We start from the raw sequence: 20,001 nt of genomic DNA on the forward strand, positions 1-20,001 counted from the left end.
CCAGATCATGCGAACCTTATCATACACATCATTCTCCGCGAAACAAATAGAGAGCCCAATCGAACATTGGGCTCCCGTCACGGTATTGTTTTACCGCAGCTTTTATTTTTTGCGTTCGATGACGTAATCGGCCAGCGGTATCAGGGCCGAATTCCCCAAACCGACGTCCCGCAAGACCCCTTTGGCGTCGGAGACGAGCTGAAGCAGCCGCTGCTTTGACTCGTCCATGCCGAGCAGGGAAGGATACGTTGCCTTTTTCCGATCGGCGTCGCTCCCTACTGCTTTTCCCAGTTGGACCGCGTCTCCTTCTACGTTGAGGATGTCATCCTGGATCTGAAAGGCAAGTCCGATCATCCGGCCGTACCGGGCGAGCGCCGCCATCTGGCTCTCGGTCGCTTCCGCCAAATAGCCGCCTCCGATCAATGCTGCAATCAAAAGATCTCCAGTCTTATGCCGATGGATGTACTCCAGCTCCTCCAGCGAGAGCTGTTTGCCCTCCCCTTCGATGTCGGCCATCTGTCCGCCTACCATGCCTCTCGCACCAGCCCGCTTGGCGAGCTCGGCAATCAGGCTGACGACGGTTTCCGGCTTTACCTCCGGATGATTGGAATACGCCTCCGCGATCAGCCCGAATGCGCGCGTCAGCAAAGCATCGCCAGCCAATATCGCGGTCGCCTCGCCGTACACCTTGTGGTTCGTCGGCTTTCCGCGCCGCAGGTCATCATCGTCCATGGCCGGCAGATCATCGTGAATCAGCGAATAGGTATGGATCATTTCCAGGGCGGCTGCGTAGGGTATGCCTCTCTCAAGCGGCTTGTCCAGCGCTTCCAGAACGGCGAGGACCAGCATCGGCCGCAAGCGCTTGCCCCCTGCCATCAGCGAGTACGCCATCGACTCATACAGGGAGCCGGGCACGCCCTCCCGCTCCAAGAGGCCCTGCAGGTGTTTTTCTATGTAGAGCGTTTTTTCTTCCAAGTAGGAATGAAGGGTTGGCGACATCTTAAGCTTCTCCCTCCACGCGAAACGGCTTCTGCTTGAACTGCCCGTCCTCTTCGATCAATTGGGTGATCTTGGCTTCGATCGCGTCCAGCTTTTGGCCGCAGATGCGGGAAAGAGTGACGCCCTCCTGGTAGAGCTGGATAGATTCCTCCAGCGAAACCTCCCCCTCCTCCAGGCGATGCACGACCTCTTCCAACCGCTTCATCGCTTCTTCAAATTGGATGTCCGCTTCCTGCTCAGTCTTTTTTCGTGCCATCTCGCTTCTCCTCCCGGTATATCTGTTCCACGTGCGCGCTGGCGCTGCCATCTGTTAATCGTATCACGACTTCCTCACCTGGGGCAATTTGCTCCACGGATTTGGCCAATTGACCGGAAGCATCGTAGACGAGGGAAAAGCCGCGCTGCATCACTTTGAGCGGACTCAGCGCATCCAATTGGGCGACGGAGGAGGCGAACGCCATTTTGCTCTTGTACAGCCGCTCCCTCATCCTCTCGTCCAGACGTTTGCGGCTCACCTGGACTGCCTGCCTGCGGCGCTCCAGCTGGTCCGTGAGCCGATACCGCCTGATCCTGCCTGCGAGATGCTGATACTGTTCCGTGCGTCTTCTCATGACCTGCCATATCGCTTGCTTCATGCGAAGGGACAGCTCGTCCAGCCGCTGCTCGGCTTCCTCGAGCCGCCGTCTCGGTCTGCGCATGGCGTAGGATTGGACAAATCCGGTTAGCCGTTTGCGCTCCGCTTGGACCCGGCCGACAAGCGCCCGGGTCATCCGCGTCTCCAGCACTCTCACCCGCTCCACCCATTCCAGGTAATGGGGGACGGCCAATTCGGCCGCGGCGGTCGGGGTCGCCGCCCGAACATCAGCGACAAAGTCGGCAATCGTCACATCCGTCTCATGCCCGACGGCGGAGATGACCGGAATCGGCGAGGCAGCGATCGCACGGGCTACCTGCTCCTCATTAAATGCCCACAGCTCCTCGATGGAGCCGCCGCCCCGGCCGACGATCATCACGTCGATGTCCGGCTGACTGTTCAGAATGCGGATCGCCGATACAATCGAGGCAGGCGCTTCCGTCCCCTGGACGACAGCCGGGGACAGGACGATTTCCGCTTGGGGATATCTGCGCCGAATGGTGGTGCAGATATCCCGGATGGCAGCCCCCGTCGGGGAGGTCACGACCCCCACCCGCTTCGGGAACTGCGGCAGCGGCCGCTTTCGCTCGGGCGCAAACAGGCCTTCCGCCGCCAGCTTTGCTTTCAGCTGCTCAAACGCCAAATAGAGCGAGCCGATCCCATCCGGCTGCATTTCCCGCGCATAGAGCTGGTAGGCGCCGTCCCGCTCATACGCGGAAATGGAACCGCGCACGATCACCTTGGTTCCATCCTTGGGGAGAAAGCGAAGAAAACGGTTGTATCCTGCGAACATGACCACCTTGATCCGGGACTGGCTGTCCTTCAGGGTGAAGTACATGTGGCCGCTGGAATGGTGCGTATAGTTGGATATTTCTCCGCGCACCCAGAGATCTTGCATGCGCGGTTCCTGTTCCAGCACCTGTTTGATGCATCGGTTCAGGTCGCTGACTGAAAAAATCTGCCGATTCGTCATGCGTACCTCCCGTAGTGTTTCGTAATGGTTGAGACCGTGAAACGATTCTAGCGGGCCGCGAGATTTTTTGCCGCTTCGATCGTATTCTTCAGCAGCATCGTGATGGTCATCGGACCGACTCCGCCCGGTACAGGGGTGAGATAGCTGGCTACCTCTTTGACCTCATCGAAACGAACATCCCCCACCAGCTTGCCGGACTCGATGCGGTTGACACCGACGTCGATGACGACCGCGCCCGGCTTGACATCCTCGCTGCCGATCATATGGGCCCGGCCAGCCGCTACGATCAGAATATCCGCCTGCCGGGTGTAGTGGCGCAGATTGACCGTGCGGGAATGGCACATGGTCACCGTGGCATTTTCCCGCTGCAAAAGATAGGAGACCGGTTTGCCGACGATATTGCTGCGGCCGATCACGACGGCATGCTTCCCTTCCATCGGCGTCCCCGTCTTCCTGATCATCTCCACGACGCCATGTGCCGTGCAAGGCAGCAGAGCATCATAGCCGATCATCATATTGCCGACATTGACAGGATGAAAACCGTCTACGTCTTTTTCCGAACGAATCGCCCCGATCACGGCCTTTTCCGAGATGTGGGAGGGGAGCGGCAATTGAACCAAAATGCCGTGAACGTTCGGATTTTCATTAAGCTCTTCGATCATTTGCAGCAGTTCTTCCTCGCTGATCGAGGCATCCCGAAGCAAAATTTCCGAACGAATGCCCACCTCTTCACAACCGCGCGCTTTTCCTCTCACATAGGAGTGCGACGCGGGATCTTCTCCCACCAAAATAACCGTCAAACCAGGCACAATTCCCTTGCGCTTCAGTTCTTCCACTTCACTGGCCAGTTGTTCGCGGATGTCCTTCGCGATTTCTGTACCGTATAAAATCGTAGCTGCCATGGCGGAAAGCCCTCCTTCTTTTGAATCCCTTCTCTAAGTGTACCGATTCAAAGAGAATGTGTAAAGGCGAATTTTTAAGAGGGAGAAATCATTTAATGTTCGTCTTTAGCTTTTTCCACCCGAGCATAGCCACGCCGTAAGCGTTGTCCCCTGAGTAAACAGGATCGCAAAAATATAAGCTGGCCTTGACAGCCGGATGCTCCAGCCGTTTGATGAGCCGCTCCCGTATGTACTGATTGGCGGCTACTCCGCCGACGATCAGGATCTCGCGAGGCAGGCCCTCCTCCACGGCCCGGCGCAGCACCTTTTCCAGGGTGCTGGCGATGCATTGCTCCGTCGCGCGGGCAATCTCGGCTGCTGAAGCTTCTTTTGTTTCAATTGCCCGCAGCAGGGCAGCCTCCGGTCCCGAAAAACTGAATTGAAGCCCCTTTACCGATGAAGCGACGCGAAACTCTCCCCCAGATTCTCTGGCCAGCTCCTCCAGCTGCGGCCCCGCCGGAAAAGACATGCCCAATGCCACGCCGATCCGGTCGACCAGCTGCCCGGCGTGGAGGTCCAGGGTGCCCCCGGCTTTTTCGATCCGGTAGCCGTCTTCGGTCCGCTCACAGAGGAGCAGTTCACTCGTCCCGCCCGACAGGTGAACGGCGAGAAACCGAGCCGCTTCCGGCCGTCTGTCCGCCGTGTATTCCCCGGCCGCGATATGTCCCTCCTGATGAGTCGTCAAAAAGCAGGGAACCTTCATGTAGGCGGAGAGCGATTTGGCCAAACCTTCGCCGACCTTGAAGACCGGCATGTACGACCCCTCCACCGGACGCGGCTTCTCGCTCGCACAGACACCGGCGATGTCGTACTCGGTCCACCCCATCTGGTCGCTGAGCTCCGGCAGGTTCATCACATGCTGAAAGACGGCTTCTGATTGCTGCAGGCCCCGCTTGCCTTCTTTTACCCGAAGAAGGCGCTTCGCTTCTGCCACAATCCGGCCGTCTTCCGTTGCCAGGCACAACGATGTCCGGTAATTGCTCGTATCGATTCCCAACATTACCTTCATGTTGTATTCACCCATCTTTTACGCGTTTGCGGTCGCGCGCGCTTTCAAATAGCTGGACAATACGCCGTTTATGTACCGGTACGATTGTTCGTCGCTAAACAGCTTGGCGATCTCAATCGCCTCGTTCAACACCACTTTATCGGGAATCTCCTCTTCAAACATGATCTCAAAAAACGCCAGGCGGAGGATGGCCCGGTCTACATTGGCAATCCGCTCCAATTTCCAGCCGCGCAAATATTTTTCGATCTCGGCGTCAATTTCCGAAAGACGCTCCAAGGTCCCCTGCACCAGATGGCGGAGAAACCCCGCGTCCTCATCGCTGTCTTCCATGACCAGCGCCAATGCATCTTCCATCTCTACTTTAGACATGTCGATCTGGAACAGGCATTGCACTGCTTTTTCTCGTGCTGTTCTCCGTTTCATGCGTTCACCTACTCAATGAATTGGGGTCCTGCTCCCCTTCAACGAAATTTTCCAGGCAGGATGCGATCGAGAATTTCCCGCAAGTCCTCTTTGTGATCCAGCTTGCGTCCGATGTAATAGCCGGTGCTGACAAAGACGACAAACACCAGTGTATCCCAAAAACCGACGAAGAGGTAGATGATGCCGAAAAAAAGTCCGGCGGCTACACCCAGTAGTTTCCCCTTGTGTTCCCACAACAACTCCCATATCATGGCTTTCACCTACTATTCCACTCGTTTGCGAGCCGTGTAATTCTCTTGCGAGGCCACTTCCGTTACCACCACGACCACCTCGGAGATCACCACGCCGGCAATGCTCTCCACCTGTTCTTTGATATTGGCCTGCAGATTCTGGGTCATCTCCGGCAGCGGCGTCTCACCGTCCACCGAGACGCGAACCGTAATCGTATTGCCGCTCTCCAGTGCACGCACCACGGTTTTCAGGTCGCGCACACCCTTTACTCTTCGCGCCGCACGCTCTGCGATCGTCTGGATCGTCTGCAGTGTGATGTTGACTTCGCCCAGATCGCTGCGCTGGCGAATGCCTTTTTCCGTCTTGGCTTTTTTGGAGGTGCGGAAGGAGCTGAAGAAGAATCGCAAGCTGACAATCAGGAAGATCACGGCCGTAATCAGGTATGCCAGATTGAAAGGCCCGAGGAGCTGCTCCAGGTACGGGCGTATGTATGCGGAAGGGATCAATCCGCTCGAAGCGCCGATGACAGCCAGCGAGAGGACGATGAGGGCAAAGCTGTACAACGTCAGGATAAAGCGGTCAAACAAATTCACAGGCATCTCTCCTTTGGCGCTGACTAACCAGGATGCTGTTTTTCTCTATGATGAGGAAAAATGCCCCCTGAGGCATAGGGGGCATCCAGTCGTGCTCAGACTAGCGCACGCGATGGAAATCTTCCACAACTGCCGGCGCCTTTTCTTCGCTCTTCAGCTCAACATCCACAATATGTACGTTCACTTCCACCACCGACAGGCCGGTCATGCTCTCGATGGCATTTCGCACACTATCTTGAATATTTCGCGCGACATCCGGGATTCGGTGTCCGTATTTGACGATGATCGATACATCTACTGCCGCTTCGCGGGAACCCACTTCCACACGTACGCCGCGAGCGATATTTTTACGGCCGAGCCGTTCTGCAATCTCACCTACGAAACCGCCGCTCATATGGGCTACGCCCTCAACCTCAGAGGCAGCCATGCCGGCGATCACTTCCAGGACTTCGGGAGCGATCTGTACCTTGCCAAGCTCCGTTCTCTCTAGATCCGGTGTAAACTCTTCCACGTTTCGCACCTCCCTATGGATTTGTATCCCATTATAACAAGCGGCTGCCACTTTTACAAATGGGCTTAGCCCTCCGATTCACCCAGACGCAGGTCATACGTCTCCAGGAATTTGGTGTCAAAATGACCGCTTACGAACACCTCGTGATCCAGGACTTTCAGATGGAACGGGATGGTCGTATTGATGCCTTCCACGACGAATTCGCCCAATGCCCGCTTCATGCGCGCAATCGCTTCATCGCGGTCTTGGCCCCAGACGATCAGCTTGGCGATCATCGAATCGTAGTACGGCGGGATGACGTAGCCTGTGTAAGCAGCGCTGTCCACCCTCACGCCAAATCCGCCCGGAGGCAGGTAGGTAGAAATTTTGCCCGGTGACGGCATAAAGTTTTTAGCCGGGTTTTCCGCATTGATCCGGCATTCAATCGCCCAGCCGTCGAGCTGAATCTCTTCCTGCGTAAAGGAGAGCGGCAAACCTGCGGCGACAGTCAACTGCTCCTTGATCAGGTCAAAACCGGTCACCAGCTCTGTGACGGGATGCTCCACCTGAATCCGGGTATTCATCTCCATAAAGTAGAACTTTCCGTGCTTGTCGAGCAAAAATTCAACGGTGCCTGCACCGTGGTAGTTCACAGCCTTGGCTGCGGCGACAGCGGCTTCACCCATCTCTTTGCGCAGCTCTTCGCTGAGCGCCGGAGAGGGAGCTTCCTCGATCAGCTTTTGGTGGCGGCGCTGAATCGAACAGTCGCGCTCGCCCAGGTAGACGACATTTCCATGCTTGTCAGCCATGATCTGGATCTCCACATGGCGCGGCCCTTCTACGAATTTCTCCAGGTAGACGCCGGGATTGCCGAATGCGGTCTTGGCTTCGCTCTGCGCCTGGCGAATCGCCTTTTCCAGGTCTTCGTCATTGACGGCTACGCGCATGCCGCGGCCGCCGCCGCCAGCTGTCGCTTTGACCATGACGGGATAGCCGATTTCATTTGCGGTCTTGATCGCATCGGCGATCTCTTCCACCAGCCCGTCTGTGCCGGGAACGGTAGGCACGCCGGCCGCCTTCATCGTTTCCTTGGCGGTCGATTTGTCGCCCATTTTGATGATCGCTTCCGGATCCGGTCCGATGAACGTGATATTGCAGGCAGCGCAAATCTCGGCAAAGTCTGCGTTTTCTGCCAGGAACCCGTAGCCGGGATGGATTGCGTCAGCGCCCACTTTGGTCGCCACGCTCATGATGTTGGCTATGTTCAGATAGCTCTCCTTCGAGGCGGTCGGCCCGATGCAGTATGCTTCATCCGCCATTTTGACATGAAGCGCTTCGCGGTCCGCTTCGGAGTACACAGCTACTGTACGGATGCCCAGCTCGCGGCAAGCGCGAATGACTCGCACAGCGATTTCGCCCCGGTTGGCAATCAATACCTTTTGAAACATTACGCTCTCCCCCACCTTATTCCGGCTTCACCAAAAACAGCGGCTGGCCGTATTCTACCAGCTGACCGTCTTCCACCAGCACTTTCACGATCTCGCCGTTTACTTCGGCTTCGATCTCGTTGAACAGCTTCATCGCTTCGACGATGCAGACGACTTTGTTTGCGGTCACCTTGTCGCCCGGCTGCACGTAGGCAGGCTTGCCCGGCTCTGGGCAGCGATAGAAGGTTCCCACCATCGGGGACACGATTTTGTGCAGGTTTTCGTCTGTCTCGACTGCAACAGGAGCAGCCTTTGGCGCTTCTGCCTGAACGGCAGGCGCTTCAACAACAGGCGCCGCGGCAGCAGGTGCGGCCGCCGGTACCACGGGTGCGGCGATGACTGCCGGCGCTGCCGCCTGCGTGACAGCTACAGTCTCGGTACCCGTCTTTTTCATGGTTAATTTGGCTCCATCCATCTCCAGTTTGAACTCGTCGATGGATGACTGATCAATCAACTTAATCATTTCACGGATTTCATGAATTTTAAACACAACTAAGCACTCCTTCATGTCGAAAGATTACCAGGGCGTATAACCGGTATGTAACGAGGTCATAGACTCATCGTAGCTTGTCACCACCGCAACGTCAAGAAAGGATTTCCCCTCATTTCCAGTGAAAAACGAGGGGAAACCCTTACCAGCATGCCCGTTATCCGTGCCCTTTAGTACCTGATCAAGATGCCTTGAACTGTACGGTGATATTGTTTGCAGGCACATTCAGGTGCTGTTTTACATTGGAGATGATGTTGACGGCTTCCTCGTAGCTGCCTTCGCCCTTTTGGACGATGACCGTCACTTTGTCATTTTGCGTGAAGATTACGGCATCCTTGTACCCGCTGGCTTTCAGCATTTCTTCCGCTGCCATCGTGGCGCTTTCCAGATTGGAGAGCTCCTCGTACTTCGCTTTTGCTTCCGCGACAGCCTGCGGCGTCGCATCCGGACTGCCCATAATGCTCAGCTGCTCATCCTTTTGCTGCTGGGTCTGGGCTTCCCGCTTCATTTTGTATCCCGTAAAGATCTCGCTCGGCGTATCCGTGAGCGTCGCGGTCTCCTTGGCGGCAGGTTCCTGCTCTTGCCCGGCGGATTCGGTGCCTTTGCCTTCCACGGCTGCCGCATCGGGAGCTGGCATATCGGTCTCTTTGCTTTCGACGATCACCTGAGAAAGCGAGCCGTCCTCCAGCTGAAGCTGATCCTGTCCCAGAGCGGGAACTTGGTTCTCCGGCCCCTTGACGAGGTAGTAACCGGAGAGGACCACCATCACGGCGAGCATTGTCAACAACCACACTGTTTGCTTTCGAAGCATCATGTTTCACGACCTCCTAACCTTTTTTGGGTAATATCGAAATTTTATAGGCAGGCACATCCAGCACTTTCTGGACGGCTTCGGTAATCCACGCTTTCACCTGAATGTTTTCCGCCCCTTTGGCGACGACGAGGACCCCTCGCACCTTGGGCTTCAGGGTTTTCAGGACGACGGGCTGGTCCTGCTTGCCGCCCTGTACGACGACCACCTGCTCATCGCGGGACTGGTCATTCTGGTTTCGCGTGGCACGATCCTTGTCCGTCTCCTGGTTGGTCGAGGAGCGGATGTTGCGGTTTTTCTCCACGACCAGCTCGGGCGTCGAATCCAGATTGACCATCACCTCCACATCCCCCACCCCGACGACGCTGGTCAGGATCTCTTTTAGCTGGGTCTCATACATGTTCTCGTACTCCCGGATCAGGTCGGGAGGACTAGCTCCTCCCAGCGCAGGCACGGTTTGCTCTCCTGCAGGCGGCCCGGTCGCCTCATTGCTGCCGAGCCCAAACCCCTGCGGCTGGTCCCGCCCGACGCTTAAAAAGTCGGTCAGAATCATGATCGCCATTCCGATCCCCGCGATGACAATAAAGTAGTGAATCGGCTTCATCTTCTTTTTATCCCCATTGCTCTCAAGCAACTGTTTCAGCTTTCCCAACACCCTCGGTCACCTCGCTTGGACAGCTCCTGCTCAGCGCTATTCAAAGCCGCCGCTCTCTTTCGTCACGATCACCTGATCTTCTGTCAGTCCCCACTCTGCCGCCAGTTCCCTGGCCATCTTTCTTGTATCCGCGTCACTGCTCTGTGCGGAAGCCGGGACATCCTCCTGCTGCTCTCCCGCTACAGCGCCGCCCACCTCGATGTGGACGGGTGCGATCGGCTGGATCGGACTGATCGTCCCGCCCGAATCCGCTTGATCAGGAGAGCGGATGGACACTTCGATCCGCTTCAGAACGGCCTCGTCCGCTCCCTGGCCGCCGATAGCCACTTTTACGTCCGCTGCCTCTACCCCGAAATCCTGCTTGAGCTGGGTTCGCACCGCTGCCTCCACCTGACTTTCCACGTAGGCGCTGATCTGTTTGTCCTGCTGTCCTGCCAGTCTTTCCGCCATCCGCCTCCACTCCGTATCGGAGGGCCGATTCATCTCCTGCTGATAGCGGTCCAGCTTCAGGGCCAAATCATCCTGGGAGAGCTGGAACAGGGCAAATACCGGCGAAATGATCGTCATCAGGATAATCAGGCCCATGACCATCTTGACGTAGCGCTGCAGGCTCGTATTGGGCAGAATCAGGTCGAGAAATGCGGCCAAAAGCACCAAGAGAATGATTTTTTTCAGCCAAAGTGTCAGCCAACTCATGTCGTCACCTACCGCACCATCATCGAGATATTGCCCGCCGCAATAATGATGGTGATGGCCAGGAAAAACATCAGTCCGACCGTCGCCAGAGCGGCGAAGACAAACAGCAGATTTTTCCCGATTGCCCCCAAAGCCGCGATAATCGGACTGTTGCCGAGCGGCTGCAGCGCTGCCGAGGAGAGATTGTAGATCATCGCCAGAATGAGGATCTTCAACGCCGGAAACGCGCAGAGCAGGAGCAGGATCAGGACGCCTGCCAGTCCCACCGCGTTTTTGACCAGCAGCGAGGCGTTCAGAACCGTGTCCGCCGCGTCCGAAAACATCCGGCCGACAATCGGGATGAAATTGCCCGTGATGTACTTGGCCGTCCGCAGCGTCACGCCGTCCGTCACCGCCGATGTCGCCCCCTGAATCGAGATGATCGCGAGGAAAATCGTCAGAAAAGAGCCCAGCGCCCCCATGGCGATATTTCTGAGCAGCGTAGCCAGCTGCGTCACCTGGTATCTCTCCGAGAACAGGCTCGCGATGGAGAGCATCGCGGACAGAAACAGCAGGGGAAAAATGATGTAGGAGATCAGGATTCCGCTGGTGTTGATCAGAAAGATAATCAAGGGGTGAAACATCGTCGCGGACGCCAGATTGCCCACGGAGGCGAGCAGAGCGATCACCAGCGGAATCATCGCCAGCATAAAGTCGGACATATCGGCAATCGCGTCTCTCGCGTAGTTGATCGCCACGTGGAAGCTGTTGATCGCCAGCACCATCAGCACCAGGTAGGCAATGGAGTAGGCGACGGTGGTCACCGTGTTTCGCTCGAAGGCGTTTTGCATCGTCTCCAGGATCATGGCGAAGACCGTGATGATGATAATCGAGCTGAGCAGCTTTCCATTGGTCAGGATTTCATGAAAGACGTATTTGCCCATGCCCTTGAGAAATCCGGTGAGGCTGAATTCCCCCTGCTGCATGATAAGCTGCAGAAAGCCTTGGGATTGGATGTCGGGCAGATAGCCTTTGTATTCCCGTTGAAGGTCCACCCAGAATTTTTCCACCCTGTCCACATGCAGATCGTCCACCTGCTGCTTGATCAAGCTCTCCATCGGCGGCGAAGCGGTGGCCTCGGCAGCTGTCAGCGACGATAATGGCAGAAATGAAAGGAAAAGAAAGAGGAAAAGCGACCAGCCCGCCCGAGTCATTTACACCCCTCCTCCGCCTAAGCCGGCAACAGGTCAATGACCGTTTCGATAATGATTTGAATAATCGGAACCGCCATGACCAGGATCAATACTTTTCCCGCCAGTTCAATCTTGGAAGCGATGGCTCCTTGTCCGGCGTCTCTGGTCATCTGCGCCCCAAATTCGGCGATATAGGCGATTCCGATGATTTTCAGGATCGTCTCCAAAAAGACCAGATTGAGGTCGGCTTGCACCGCCAGCCTCTCCAAAATCCGAATCACTTCGGCGATCTTTCCGATCAGGAAGTAGAAGATGACAACGCCGCTCGCGACGGCCAGCAGGTAGGCGAACATCGGTTTTTGTTCCTTGATGACCAGCGCGAGAATCGTAGCCACAAGTCCCAGTCCGACAATTTGTACGATCTCCAATCGTCTCCCCCTCCTTAATTGAACAGGAAGACGCGTTTTACCTCAGAAAACAGGTCGGCCACAAAATGGGAAACCATGTACAGGACGATGATAAATCCCACCAGGGTCGCCCAGTGTGCTATGTCCTCCTTGCCAGCCTGCTTCAGAACCGTGTGCAGAATGGCTGTGATGAACCCCACCGCTCCGATCTGAAAAACAGGTGTCAAATCAAAATCCACAGTGAACACCTCGCCTTTAGAACATCAGGATGACGACCAACAGACCGCACAGGAAACCGAGGCTTTTGTACATCTTTTCGTACCTGCTTTGTTCTGCGCGCGCTTCTTCTTCCAGACCGCGCAAATGGGTGACAGCCAGTCGCAAATGCTTCTCTTGGTCCGTTCGGTCGGAGGAGCCGAGCACCTGTCCCAGACTGATCAAGACATCCCGTTCTTGCTTCCGCAGCGCGGTCTGCGACCAGTGCGTTTCGATCGCGAGCCGAAGCGCTTCTTCCACGCTGGGAGCCCGTTCATCTCTCAGACTGTCCGACGCTGTCTGGAACATGCGGCCGATTTCTTCCGGCAGGCGGTTGCCCACCTTATGGAGGGCGCGCTGCAGCGGCGTCAAGCCGTAGACGATCTCGGTCTCCAACATCTGCAGGCCGACCAATAGCGCTCGCAGCTGAACGGGACGAGAGGCGTAATACCGCCCGATCTGCCACCCGACCATGGAGGCGGAAAAGAGGATCAGCACCGCGCCTATCAGCTTGACCATGCCGCTTCCTCCCTCTGTACGGACCGGAGATTCTGGTCGTAGATGCCTTGGATGGTTCCGACGCCGCGGGAACGATTCAGCACCAGGTAGCGGCTGAACACCCCGTTTTGCATCAATTTGCCGAGAGCCGGACGGCGTGCCACTTCTGCGACCTCCGCCCCGTGAGCCGAGCAGATGACGGACACTCCGGCGTGGATGGCTTCCCATACAGCCTCGCCGTCTTCCGGCCTGCCTACCTCGTCCACAATCAGCACATCGGGCGACATCGACCTGATCATCATCATCATTCCTGCCGCCTTCGGGCAGGCATCGAGCACGTCGGTGCGCGGCCCCACATCGCGCTGCGGCACACCGTTCAGGCATCCGGCCAGCTCAGAACGCTCGTCCACGATCCCCACCTTTCGGCTGGAAGACCATTCGTTCCCGTAGCTGATGCAGCGGGCGATATCGCGGAGCAGCGTCGTTTTGCCGCATTGGGGAGGAGAGATGATCAGCGTATTGTGGATGCGGCCGTCCTCGTAGAGATAGGGCAATACCTTGAGCGCCGCTCCTTTTTTCTCCCGGGCGATCCGGATGTTGAAGCTGGTCACGTCCCGGATTCCTTTGACCTCGCCCCTCTCCAGCACGACCTTGCCGGCAATCCCGATGCGATGGCCTCCCTGGACGGTGATGTAGCCGCGCTTCAACTCCTCCTCCAGGGTGTACAGCGAGTGCTGGCTGATCAGGCTGAGCAGTTTGACCGCCTGCTCTTCCGGAAAGGACCAGCCCTGTCTGGCGTTGGCCGTCAATAACCCCGCCTGTGTAACGTAGCTCGATTGCTGTCCATACCTTATTTCCAGCGGCTGATTCTGCCGTAGGCGTATTTCCTCCAAATGCTCTCTGACGGCGGAGGGTAATGCAGTCAGAATGTTGCGGATGGTCGCCGGCAAAATCGCCATAATCTCTTTCACGGCATATCCCCCCTCGTGGTCAGTGGTTGTACGTCTTTGTCCACGTTGACTTACCTCCATCCTATGCGCCGCTGGACGAGTATTATGCCTAAAACTGCTGTGGGGGCGAAGAAGTGTGTTTCCCTGCGCTGCTTCCCTCAGGCCTCGGAAAACAGCCCCGGAAAACAGCAAAAAACCCGGCTCTGTCTTGGCGCACTTCGGCCAAAAACCGAAGAGAGTGCCAACACAGCCAGGTTGCGGCGTTTACTATTTACTTGCTGAACAATTGCTGAACTGCGAGTCGACTGGGCATCCCCCTGTTAGGTCGGGTTGATCGCTTCGTGCCCTCTCTCTTGAGGCATCTGCTCGAAAACGTAGTGGCGATCCCCTTCTTCGTCCTCCCCCTCCGGGAAGTAAAGAATTTCATGGCAGGATGGACACTCGATTTCGTACGATGCGATAACTTGATCATCTTCCGAATCGAGCTCATAAACTGCCGCATCCTCATCGTCCTGTTCCGGGTAGTCGTCATCGAGCAGGATGGCTGTGTCATCGTCGCAGTCATCCACGATTGCGTACAGATCATCTTCATCGCCAAAGAGGTACAATTCCACATCATCCAGATCGTCGTCGATCGCCTCGACGTAATCCTCGGTTTCCTCGATTCTGGCGTGAAGCTCCCGGAACTGGCCGTACATATCGTCCATAATCTCGATCACTTCGGCCAGGATCTTGCCTTCATTGCTTCCTTGATTGACGTCCATGCCATCGGCCAAGCCTCGCAGATACGAAATACGATTTGCCAACTGTTCCAGCACGCGGAACCCTCCCCTGTTCGTTTACTCCTGCTATTCTTCCCGAGTTTTGGGGTGGTTACTTACGTTTTGGCGTAGCCATCATTTTCGAACACCGACGAAAATACAGACAATCCCGAGGAAAATCCACATGATTTTGGCAAAGCTGATCCGGTCCGACATGCCGATCAAACCGATCGTCGTCGTGGTCAGCAGTACCAGCGGACCCACAATCGCCAGCCCCGAGTTGATCAAGAGCGCCTTTTCCACCTGGTTTACCTTTAAAATGAACAGGGCAGCCAGCACCTCAATGCTCCCCGACATCATTCTGAGCGCCGCCATCCCGAGAATCGCCTTTTCCCACATCGCTCATGCCCTCCTCTCCCTTTACTCTATGCCCGTCCTCCACCGATTCATCACTCAAGCTGGGCACTTGCCTACAGGGCGATGGCTCACTTCCTGGCAAAACCGCACATAGACTAAAGCAAACGCCTAGAAGAAAAGAGGAAACTGCCATGTTTAACCGAGATCTTCCCTTCTGGCCTGCAGCGTGGACCGACCCGTCCCAAAGCAGGCAAGAAAAGCCGCGAGCAACCGGACTAACCATGGTAATCGACAAAGGCCTGGGCCGCGCCGCTTTCTGCGATCTGATGGAGCTGGCCGCACCCTTTATCGATATATACAAACTGGGCTTCGGCACCTCGGCCTTGTACCCTCATAAATTCCTGCAGCAAAAGGTGGAAGAGGCCAAAGCGTGGAATCTGCACATCATGCCGGGCGGCACGCTGTTTGAAATCGCCCTCCGCCACTCCTCCCTGGAGGAATACTTGAAGCAAGTCAAGTCCATCGGCTTTAACGCCGTGGAGATTTCTGACGGCACATTTCCTCTCTCACCGGAGCTCCGCAAAAGGGCCATCGCCACCGCTGTTGATGCCGATCTCGTCGTCTACTCGGAATTTGGAAAAAAAGCAGCCGATTTCCGCGCGGAGCAAGAGGACTTGCTCCAAACCCTGGAGGCTGATCTGGCGGCGGGTGCCAGTTATGTCATCGTCGAGGCCCGCGAGAGCGGAAACGTAGGGGTGTTTGACGCGCGGGGAAAAGTGGAGGAGCGCTATTTGCGGGACATCCATCAAGCCGCCGGCAAAAATGCGGCCCGGCTCATCTGGGAGGCCCCCCAAAAGGAACAGCAGGTGGCCCTGATCAAGACCTTGGGAACGGACGTCAATCTGGGGAATATCGCCGGCGGGGATGTTCTCGCTGTCGAAACGCTGCGGAGGGGGCTGAGAGGCGATACGGCTGCGATGTTTGCCGAGAGGAGGACAGCGGCGTGCGAATAGATGTCGTTCCCACGGTAGAGGAGATCCGTCATGAACAGATTGGCAACCGCGTCGTGATCGTCATCGATGTGCTGCGTGCCTCCAGCACGATCGTCACGGCGCTGGGTACCGGCTTTGAAGCCGTGATTCCCGTCGAGACGATCGGCCAGGCGCAGGCGCTCCGAACGAACGCGAACTTCCTCGCCGGCGAGAGACATTGCCGCAAGATTGCCGATTTCCACTACAACAACTCTCCCACCCAGATCGCCAGTCACCCGCATCCGGGCAGCGAGCTGGTTCTCACCACCACCAACGGGACGCGCGCCATTCAAAAGGCGGAGCGTGCCGCCTGTCTTTTGATCGGCTGTTTTCTCAATGCCAGCGCATGCATCCAGCACGCGCTGGCACGCCACCTGGACATCACGCTCTACTGTGCCGGCACTCGCTCGGAATTTGCCCTGGAAGACGGACTGGCGGCAGGGCTCTTGATCCATTTGGCCCAGAACCGGCAGCCCCAGATCCAGCTTTGCGATCTCGGAGAAGCCCTCAGGGCCAGCTATCTGCATGTCTCCGCCAGACTGCCCGAGGTGTTGCCGCATACGACGACGGGTAAGAGATTGGTCCAGCACCATTTTCAGGCGGATCTCGCCTTTTGCGCCCAGATTGACCGCTACCAACTGGTCCCCATCGTAAAGGAGAGACGCATACTCCCCCTCCTCGTCTCATAAAGTGGAAGAAGACTAGGGACGTGGACAGGGGTTTTGATGACAATGGTATCTGGGGAAATCATGCTTGTCATCCTGATCGTCATAGGCCTTATCGGGCGATCGCCGATCATCGCTACAGCAGCCAGCATCCTGCTTGTCTTAAAATTGACTTCATTGGAGCGTCTCTTTCCTGTCGTCGAGAGGCGCGGCCTCGAGCTTGGCCTTCTCTTTCTGACCATCTCCGTGCTCGTACCGTTTGCCAGTGAAAAGATCTCCTGGCGGGACATCACGCCGCTGTTTACGACGGCAATCGGAATGATGGCGCTGGCAGGCGGAGCGATTGCGACGTGGATGAACGGCAAGGGTCTCGACCTGCTGCGGACCGAGCCGTCCATCATCGTCGGTCTGGTCATCGGCTCCATCATCGGCATCGTCTTTTTGCGAGGCATCCCGGTCGGGCCGCTGATGGCCGCCGGGATTACCGCCTTTGTTCTAAAGCTGTGGGATTTATTCGGCGGCCGCTGATCCGGCTACGGTGAGAACTGGCCTTTCGCTGAGCTGACGGGTTACACCGGCTTGGGATGGACGAAAAAGACAGCTATAAAAAAAGCTGTACCCGATGAGGTACAGCTTTCTTCTTTCCCCCGAAGCGCGATGCCGGCGGGGGCTTTTAGGATTCTCGTTATGCGCGGGACACGTATGCTTCGGAACGTGTATCGATGATCAGTTTGTCTCCTTGTTCGACGAAAAGCGGTACGTTTACCACGAAACCTGTTTCCAGGGTTGCTTTTTTCGTAACGTTGGAGGCAGTGTCTCCTTTTACACCCGGCTCACACTCGACAACCGTCAGTTCCACAGTATTCGGCAGCTGAACCCCGAGGGTCTCGCCATTGTACTGCATGATTTGCACGTTCATGTTTTCCTTCAGGAACTTCAGCTCACGCTCGATCTGTTTGCTGGTGAAAGTCAGCTGCTCGTAGGTCTCCGTGTTCATGAAGGTATGATCGTCGCCGCTCGCATACAGGTATTGCATGGTAGAGGTTTCGATACGGGCAGGATTTACTTTTTCACCGCCGCGGAACGTCATCTCGGTCACGTTGCCGCTGCGCAGGTTACGCAGTTTGGAACGGACAAAAGCCGCGCCCTTCCCTGGCTTTACGTGTTGAAATTCCAATACTTGGTAAATATCGCCATCTACTTCGATGGTTAAGCCGGTACGAAAATCGTTAACAGAGATCATGTTTGTCCTCCCAAATCAACAAATAACACAAATAGTATAAATTAGACGGGCAAAATGAGCAACTCTTTCGTCGACTGGGTCAACACCTCATGCCCCTCTTCCGTAATAAGGACATCGTCTTCGATGCGGACGCCGCCCAGCCCGCTCACATAGATGCCCGGCTCCATCGTCACCAGCATGCCTGGCTCCAGGACGAACGGACTGACCGTGGACAAATTGGGCAGCTCATGCACGTCCATGCCGAGCCCGTGGCCGGCGCTGTGTCCGTAAGCGTCGCCATAGCCGGCAGCCGTAATGATGTCGCGCGTCACGGCATCTGCTTCTTTTCCGGTGATGCCCGGCCGGAGCGCATTCACACCGGCGATTTGCGCCTTGAGCACGATGTCGTAGATTTCTTTCATCTTGGCGCTGGGCTCCCCTACTGCTACTGTGCGCGTAATATCGGAATTGTACCCCTGGAACTGGGCACCGAAATCGAGCGTGACCAGCTCGCCCGCCTGGATCAGCTTTTCGCTCGCGCGTCCGTGCGGCAGGGCTCCGCGCGGGCCGGATGCGACGATGATGTCAAAGCCTATGCCCGAGGCCCCTTGCCTCCGCATGAAAAACTCAAGCTCCAGGGCGATGTCGCTCTCGCTGACACCCGGCTTGATGTAGCCGAGGATATGCTGGAAGGCATCATCGGCGATTTTTACCGCTTTGCGAACGATCTCTACCTCGGACGCCTCTTTATACATCCGCAGTTTTTCCAGAACTCCGCTGGTCGGAACCAGCTCTACGCCGTCAAAGGCTTGGCTCCACTCCGCATAGGAGCCGTAGGACAGGCTGCTCTCAAAAGCAAGCCGCTTGACGCCAGCCTGCTTCAGCACTTGGGCGATGGCTTCGACCGCCTTGCGCTGGTTGTTGACGACAGTAAAATCCGGGCATTGTTCCTGAGCTTGATCGATGTAGCGGAAGTCTGTAACCAAAAACGCATCTTTTTCCGTCACGATGACCCAGCCTGTCGATCCGGTAAAACCGCTCAGGTAGCGGCGGTTTACGTCTCTTTCCGTAATCAGCGCATCGGCACCGATATTCGCAAGGGCATCACGCAATTTGTTCAGGCGGTTTTGCATTTTCCTCTCCCTTTCTTCGCCAGCTCCCTCTTCTTCAGGAGCCGTTTTTATTTGCTTTGCACTCTGGCGGCCAATGACCGCAGGGCCCATTCATACCCGTCGATTCCCAGGCCGACGATTTGTCCGATCACCACAGGGGCGATCACGGACGTGTGGCGAAACTCCTCCCGTTTATGCACATTGGAGATATGCACCTCGATCGTGGGAATTTCCACAGCCGCCAAGGCGTCCCGTATGGCGTAGCTGTAATGGGTGAAGGCTCCGGGATTGATGATAATGCCGTTATGTACGCCCTTGGCCCGGTGAATGGCATCGATCAGGTCACCCTCGTGATTGGATTGGCAATGCTCCAGATGTCCGTCCCATTCCTGCATGACCTTCTCCAGCCGCTTGACCACATCCTGCAGGGTCTCACGGCCGTAAACCTCCGGCTCCCGCTTGCCCAGCAGATTGAGATTGGGCCCATTTAACAGCAGGATCGACAACATGTTTCATACCTCCCTTATGCCTTTCCGGTTCTCTTGTAAAAACAATTTTACTAGAGAGTAATTTTACCATACGGGACGTGATCTTGACAGCATCAGGCTTCATCCGACTGTTCCAGCGTCACGGTCATCCCGACAAACAAGCCGTAGGAAAGATACCAGAAGAGTTCCGTGCTCAAGGTCGCTTGATCCCAGTTGCCGATGCGGAAGAAAAAACCGGCAACCACCAGCAGCATCAGTCCGTACAAGAGGCCGCTCCACCAAAAGCGGGTGCGGCGGAACAGCAAGGAGTAGACAAAAATAGCGAGCAAGCTCTCAAAGAACAGCAAAATGGCGCCGAGGAAAATCGCGGACCAGGTATCCTCATTCGTGACGCCGAGAAAAGGACGGGCAAACGCGCCTACCCCATATGGCGTAAAGTTGAGGAAATGGGCCGTCAGGCGGAACACTCCCCAAAAAATCGTCCCCCAAAATGCCAACTCCACGATCCTGGAAGCGGAAAAGGGACGGACGTTGACAGACTCCTCCGGCCGCGCTTCCTCTCGATCGTCTGCAGGACTTCTTCGCAAAAAGGCTCTCGTTTTCGTCGTGCTCATACCTATCACCTCTGTCCCTAGTATGTGCAAAGCCTGC

General features: G+C 56.3%; 28 protein-coding genes. 3 read left to right on the forward strand and 25 right to left on the reverse strand.

The genetic code is table 11. The features are described from left to right. Positions 1-102 precede the first annotated feature (102 nt). From JD108_RS13155 to JD108_RS13255, 21 genes are all read right to left on the reverse strand, one after another. Positions 103-999, reverse strand: coding sequence for a polyprenyl synthetase family protein (locus tag JD108_RS13155; RefSeq protein WP_198826520.1), 897 nt, complete (start codon positions 997-999; stop codon positions 103-105). Between the two features lies 1 nt (position 1,000). After that, positions 1,001-1,255, reverse strand: a complete 255-nt coding sequence (locus tag JD108_RS13160) for an exodeoxyribonuclease VII small subunit (RefSeq protein ID WP_198826521.1) — start codon at positions 1,253-1,255, stop codon at positions 1,001-1,003. Next, on the reverse strand, positions 1,236-2,606 hold the full coding sequence (gene xseA / locus JD108_RS13165) for an exodeoxyribonuclease VII large subunit (RefSeq protein ID WP_198826522.1): 1,371 nt from the start codon (positions 2,604-2,606) through the stop codon (positions 1,236-1,238). The genes JD108_RS13160 and xseA overlap by 20 nt, the downstream gene beginning before the upstream one ends. A 47-nt stretch (positions 2,607-2,653) precedes the next feature. Beyond that, positions 2,654-3,508: a bifunctional methylenetetrahydrofolate dehydrogenase/methenyltetrahydrofolate cyclohydrolase FolD gene (gene folD / locus JD108_RS13170; RefSeq protein ID WP_198826523.1), complete on the reverse strand. Its 855-nt coding sequence runs from the start codon at positions 3,506-3,508 to the stop codon at positions 2,654-2,656. 88 nt (positions 3,509-3,596) lie between these two features. Then, the gene (locus JD108_RS13175; protein WP_198826524.1) at positions 3,597-4,556 is read right to left on the reverse strand and encodes a Kae1-like domain-containing protein; all 960 of its coding nucleotides are present in this window, start codon (positions 4,554-4,556) and stop codon (positions 3,597-3,599) included. Positions 4,557-4,574: 18 nt separating this feature from the next. Beyond that, positions 4,575-4,979 (reverse strand): transcription antitermination factor NusB, encoded by a 405-nt coding sequence (gene nusB / locus JD108_RS13180; protein ID WP_198826525.1) that lies wholly within the window; start codon positions 4,977-4,979, stop codon positions 4,575-4,577. 38 nt (positions 4,980-5,017) lie between these two features. After that, positions 5,018-5,230 carry a DUF2273 domain-containing protein gene (locus JD108_RS13185; RefSeq protein WP_198830115.1) on the reverse strand — a complete coding sequence of 71 codons (213 nt, stop codon included), beginning with the start codon at positions 5,228-5,230 and terminating at the stop codon, positions 5,018-5,020. 12 nt (positions 5,231-5,242) lie between these two features. After that, the gene (amaP, locus tag JD108_RS13190; protein ID WP_198826526.1) at positions 5,243-5,803 is read right to left on the reverse strand and encodes an alkaline shock response membrane anchor protein AmaP; all 561 of its coding nucleotides are present in this window, start codon (positions 5,801-5,803) and stop codon (positions 5,243-5,245) included. A gap of 100 nt (positions 5,804-5,903) precedes the next feature. Beyond that, positions 5,904-6,314 (reverse strand): Asp23/Gls24 family envelope stress response protein, encoded by a 411-nt coding sequence (locus JD108_RS13195; protein WP_198826527.1) that lies wholly within the window; start codon positions 6,312-6,314, stop codon positions 5,904-5,906. 65 nt (positions 6,315-6,379) lie between these two features. Further along, positions 6,380-7,741, reverse strand: coding sequence for an acetyl-CoA carboxylase biotin carboxylase subunit (gene accC, locus JD108_RS13200; protein WP_198826528.1), 1,362 nt, complete (start codon positions 7,739-7,741; stop codon positions 6,380-6,382). A 16-nt stretch (positions 7,742-7,757) separates the two neighbouring features. Further along, positions 7,758-8,270, reverse strand: coding sequence for an acetyl-CoA carboxylase biotin carboxyl carrier protein (gene accB / locus JD108_RS13205; RefSeq protein ID WP_407649329.1), 513 nt, complete (start codon positions 8,268-8,270; stop codon positions 7,758-7,760). A gap of 181 nt (positions 8,271-8,451) precedes the next feature. After that, positions 8,452-9,084 carry a SpoIIIAH-like family protein gene (locus JD108_RS13210; RefSeq protein WP_198826530.1) on the reverse strand — a complete coding sequence of 211 codons (633 nt, stop codon included), beginning with the start codon at positions 9,082-9,084 and terminating at the stop codon, positions 8,452-8,454. A 13-nt stretch (positions 9,085-9,097) separates the two neighbouring features. Continuing rightward, positions 9,098-9,736 (reverse strand): stage III sporulation protein AG, encoded by a 639-nt coding sequence (gene spoIIIAG / locus JD108_RS13215; RefSeq protein WP_228728139.1) that lies wholly within the window; start codon positions 9,734-9,736, stop codon positions 9,098-9,100. Positions 9,737-9,772: 36 nt separating this feature from the next. Next, positions 9,773-10,432 (reverse strand): stage III sporulation protein AF, encoded by a 660-nt coding sequence (gene spoIIIAF, locus JD108_RS13220; protein ID WP_198826531.1) that lies wholly within the window; start codon positions 10,430-10,432, stop codon positions 9,773-9,775. Positions 10,433-10,440: 8 nt separating this feature from the next. Continuing rightward, positions 10,441-11,625, reverse strand: a complete 1,185-nt coding sequence (gene spoIIIAE / locus JD108_RS13225; protein WP_198826532.1) for a stage III sporulation protein AE — start codon at positions 11,623-11,625, stop codon at positions 10,441-10,443. A gap of 17 nt (positions 11,626-11,642) precedes the next feature. Continuing rightward, positions 11,643-12,032, reverse strand: a complete 390-nt coding sequence (spoIIIAD, locus tag JD108_RS13230; RefSeq protein ID WP_198826533.1) for a stage III sporulation protein AD — start codon at positions 12,030-12,032, stop codon at positions 11,643-11,645. Between the two features lie 14 nt (positions 12,033-12,046). Next, entirely contained in the window at positions 12,047-12,250 is a 204-nt protein-coding gene (spoIIIAC, locus tag JD108_RS13235; protein WP_198826534.1) for a stage III sporulation protein AC, read from the reverse strand. A 16-nt stretch (positions 12,251-12,266) separates the two neighbouring features. Beyond that, positions 12,267-12,785, reverse strand: coding sequence for a stage III sporulation protein SpoIIIAB (spoIIIAB, locus tag JD108_RS13240; RefSeq protein ID WP_198826535.1), 519 nt, complete (start codon positions 12,783-12,785; stop codon positions 12,267-12,269). Next, the gene (gene spoIIIAA / locus JD108_RS13245) at positions 12,773-13,735 is read right to left on the reverse strand and encodes a stage III sporulation protein AA (RefSeq protein ID WP_198826536.1); all 963 of its coding nucleotides are present in this window, start codon (positions 13,733-13,735) and stop codon (positions 12,773-12,775) included. The genes spoIIIAB and spoIIIAA overlap by 13 nt, the downstream gene beginning before the upstream one ends. Positions 13,736-14,034: 299 nt before the next feature. Beyond that, complete coding sequence (locus JD108_RS13250; RefSeq protein WP_198826537.1) at positions 14,035-14,532, reverse strand: CD1247 N-terminal domain-containing protein; 498 nt, start codon at positions 14,530-14,532, stop codon at positions 14,035-14,037. Between the two features lie 78 nt (positions 14,533-14,610). Then, positions 14,611-14,874, reverse strand: coding sequence for a YqhV family protein (locus JD108_RS13255; protein WP_198826538.1), 264 nt, complete (start codon positions 14,872-14,874; stop codon positions 14,611-14,613). A gap of 149 nt (positions 14,875-15,023) precedes the next feature. On the opposite strand from JD108_RS13255, the gene comA reads away from it, so the two are divergent. The 3 genes from comA to JD108_RS13270 are packed head-to-tail and all read left to right on the forward strand — an operon-like array spanning position 15,024 to position 17,056. Beyond that, positions 15,024-15,845 carry a phosphosulfolactate synthase gene (gene comA / locus JD108_RS13260; RefSeq protein WP_198826539.1) on the forward strand — a complete coding sequence of 274 codons (822 nt, stop codon included), beginning with the start codon at positions 15,024-15,026 and terminating at the stop codon, positions 15,843-15,845. Then, on the forward strand, positions 15,836-16,552 hold the full coding sequence (locus JD108_RS13265) for a 2-phosphosulfolactate phosphatase (RefSeq protein ID WP_198826540.1): 717 nt from the start codon (positions 15,836-15,838) through the stop codon (positions 16,550-16,552). Before comA ends, JD108_RS13265 begins: the two co-directional genes overlap by 10 nt. Positions 16,553-16,594: 42 nt before the next feature. Continuing rightward, positions 16,595-17,056 carry a DUF441 domain-containing protein gene (locus tag JD108_RS13270; RefSeq protein ID WP_198830117.1) on the forward strand — a complete coding sequence of 154 codons (462 nt, stop codon included), beginning with the start codon at positions 16,595-16,597 and terminating at the stop codon, positions 17,054-17,056. Between the two features lie 157 nt (positions 17,057-17,213). Here the strand turns inward: JD108_RS13270 and efp are convergent, their stop codons facing one another. From efp to JD108_RS13290, 4 genes are all read right to left on the reverse strand, one after another. Beyond that, positions 17,214-17,771, reverse strand: a complete 558-nt coding sequence (gene efp, locus JD108_RS13275; RefSeq protein ID WP_198826541.1) for an elongation factor P — start codon at positions 17,769-17,771, stop codon at positions 17,214-17,216. Positions 17,772-17,812: 41 nt separating this feature from the next. Then, positions 17,813-18,883: a M24 family metallopeptidase gene (locus JD108_RS13280; RefSeq protein WP_198826542.1), complete on the reverse strand. Its 1,071-nt coding sequence runs from the start codon at positions 18,881-18,883 to the stop codon at positions 17,813-17,815. A 47-nt stretch (positions 18,884-18,930) separates the two neighbouring features. Then, a complete protein-coding gene (aroQ, locus tag JD108_RS13285) occupies positions 18,931-19,371 on the reverse strand; it encodes a type II 3-dehydroquinate dehydratase (protein ID WP_198826543.1) in 441 nt (146 codons plus the stop codon). A 92-nt stretch (positions 19,372-19,463) separates the two neighbouring features. Then, a complete protein-coding gene (locus JD108_RS13290; protein ID WP_198826544.1) occupies positions 19,464-19,964 on the reverse strand; it encodes a YqhR family membrane protein in 501 nt (166 codons plus the stop codon). Between the last annotated feature and the right edge of the window lie 37 nt (positions 19,965-20,001).

The sequence above is a fragment of the Brevibacillus composti genome (genome assembly GCF_016406105.1).
GTDB lineage: Bacteria > Bacillota > Bacilli > Brevibacillales > Brevibacillaceae > Brevibacillus > Brevibacillus composti.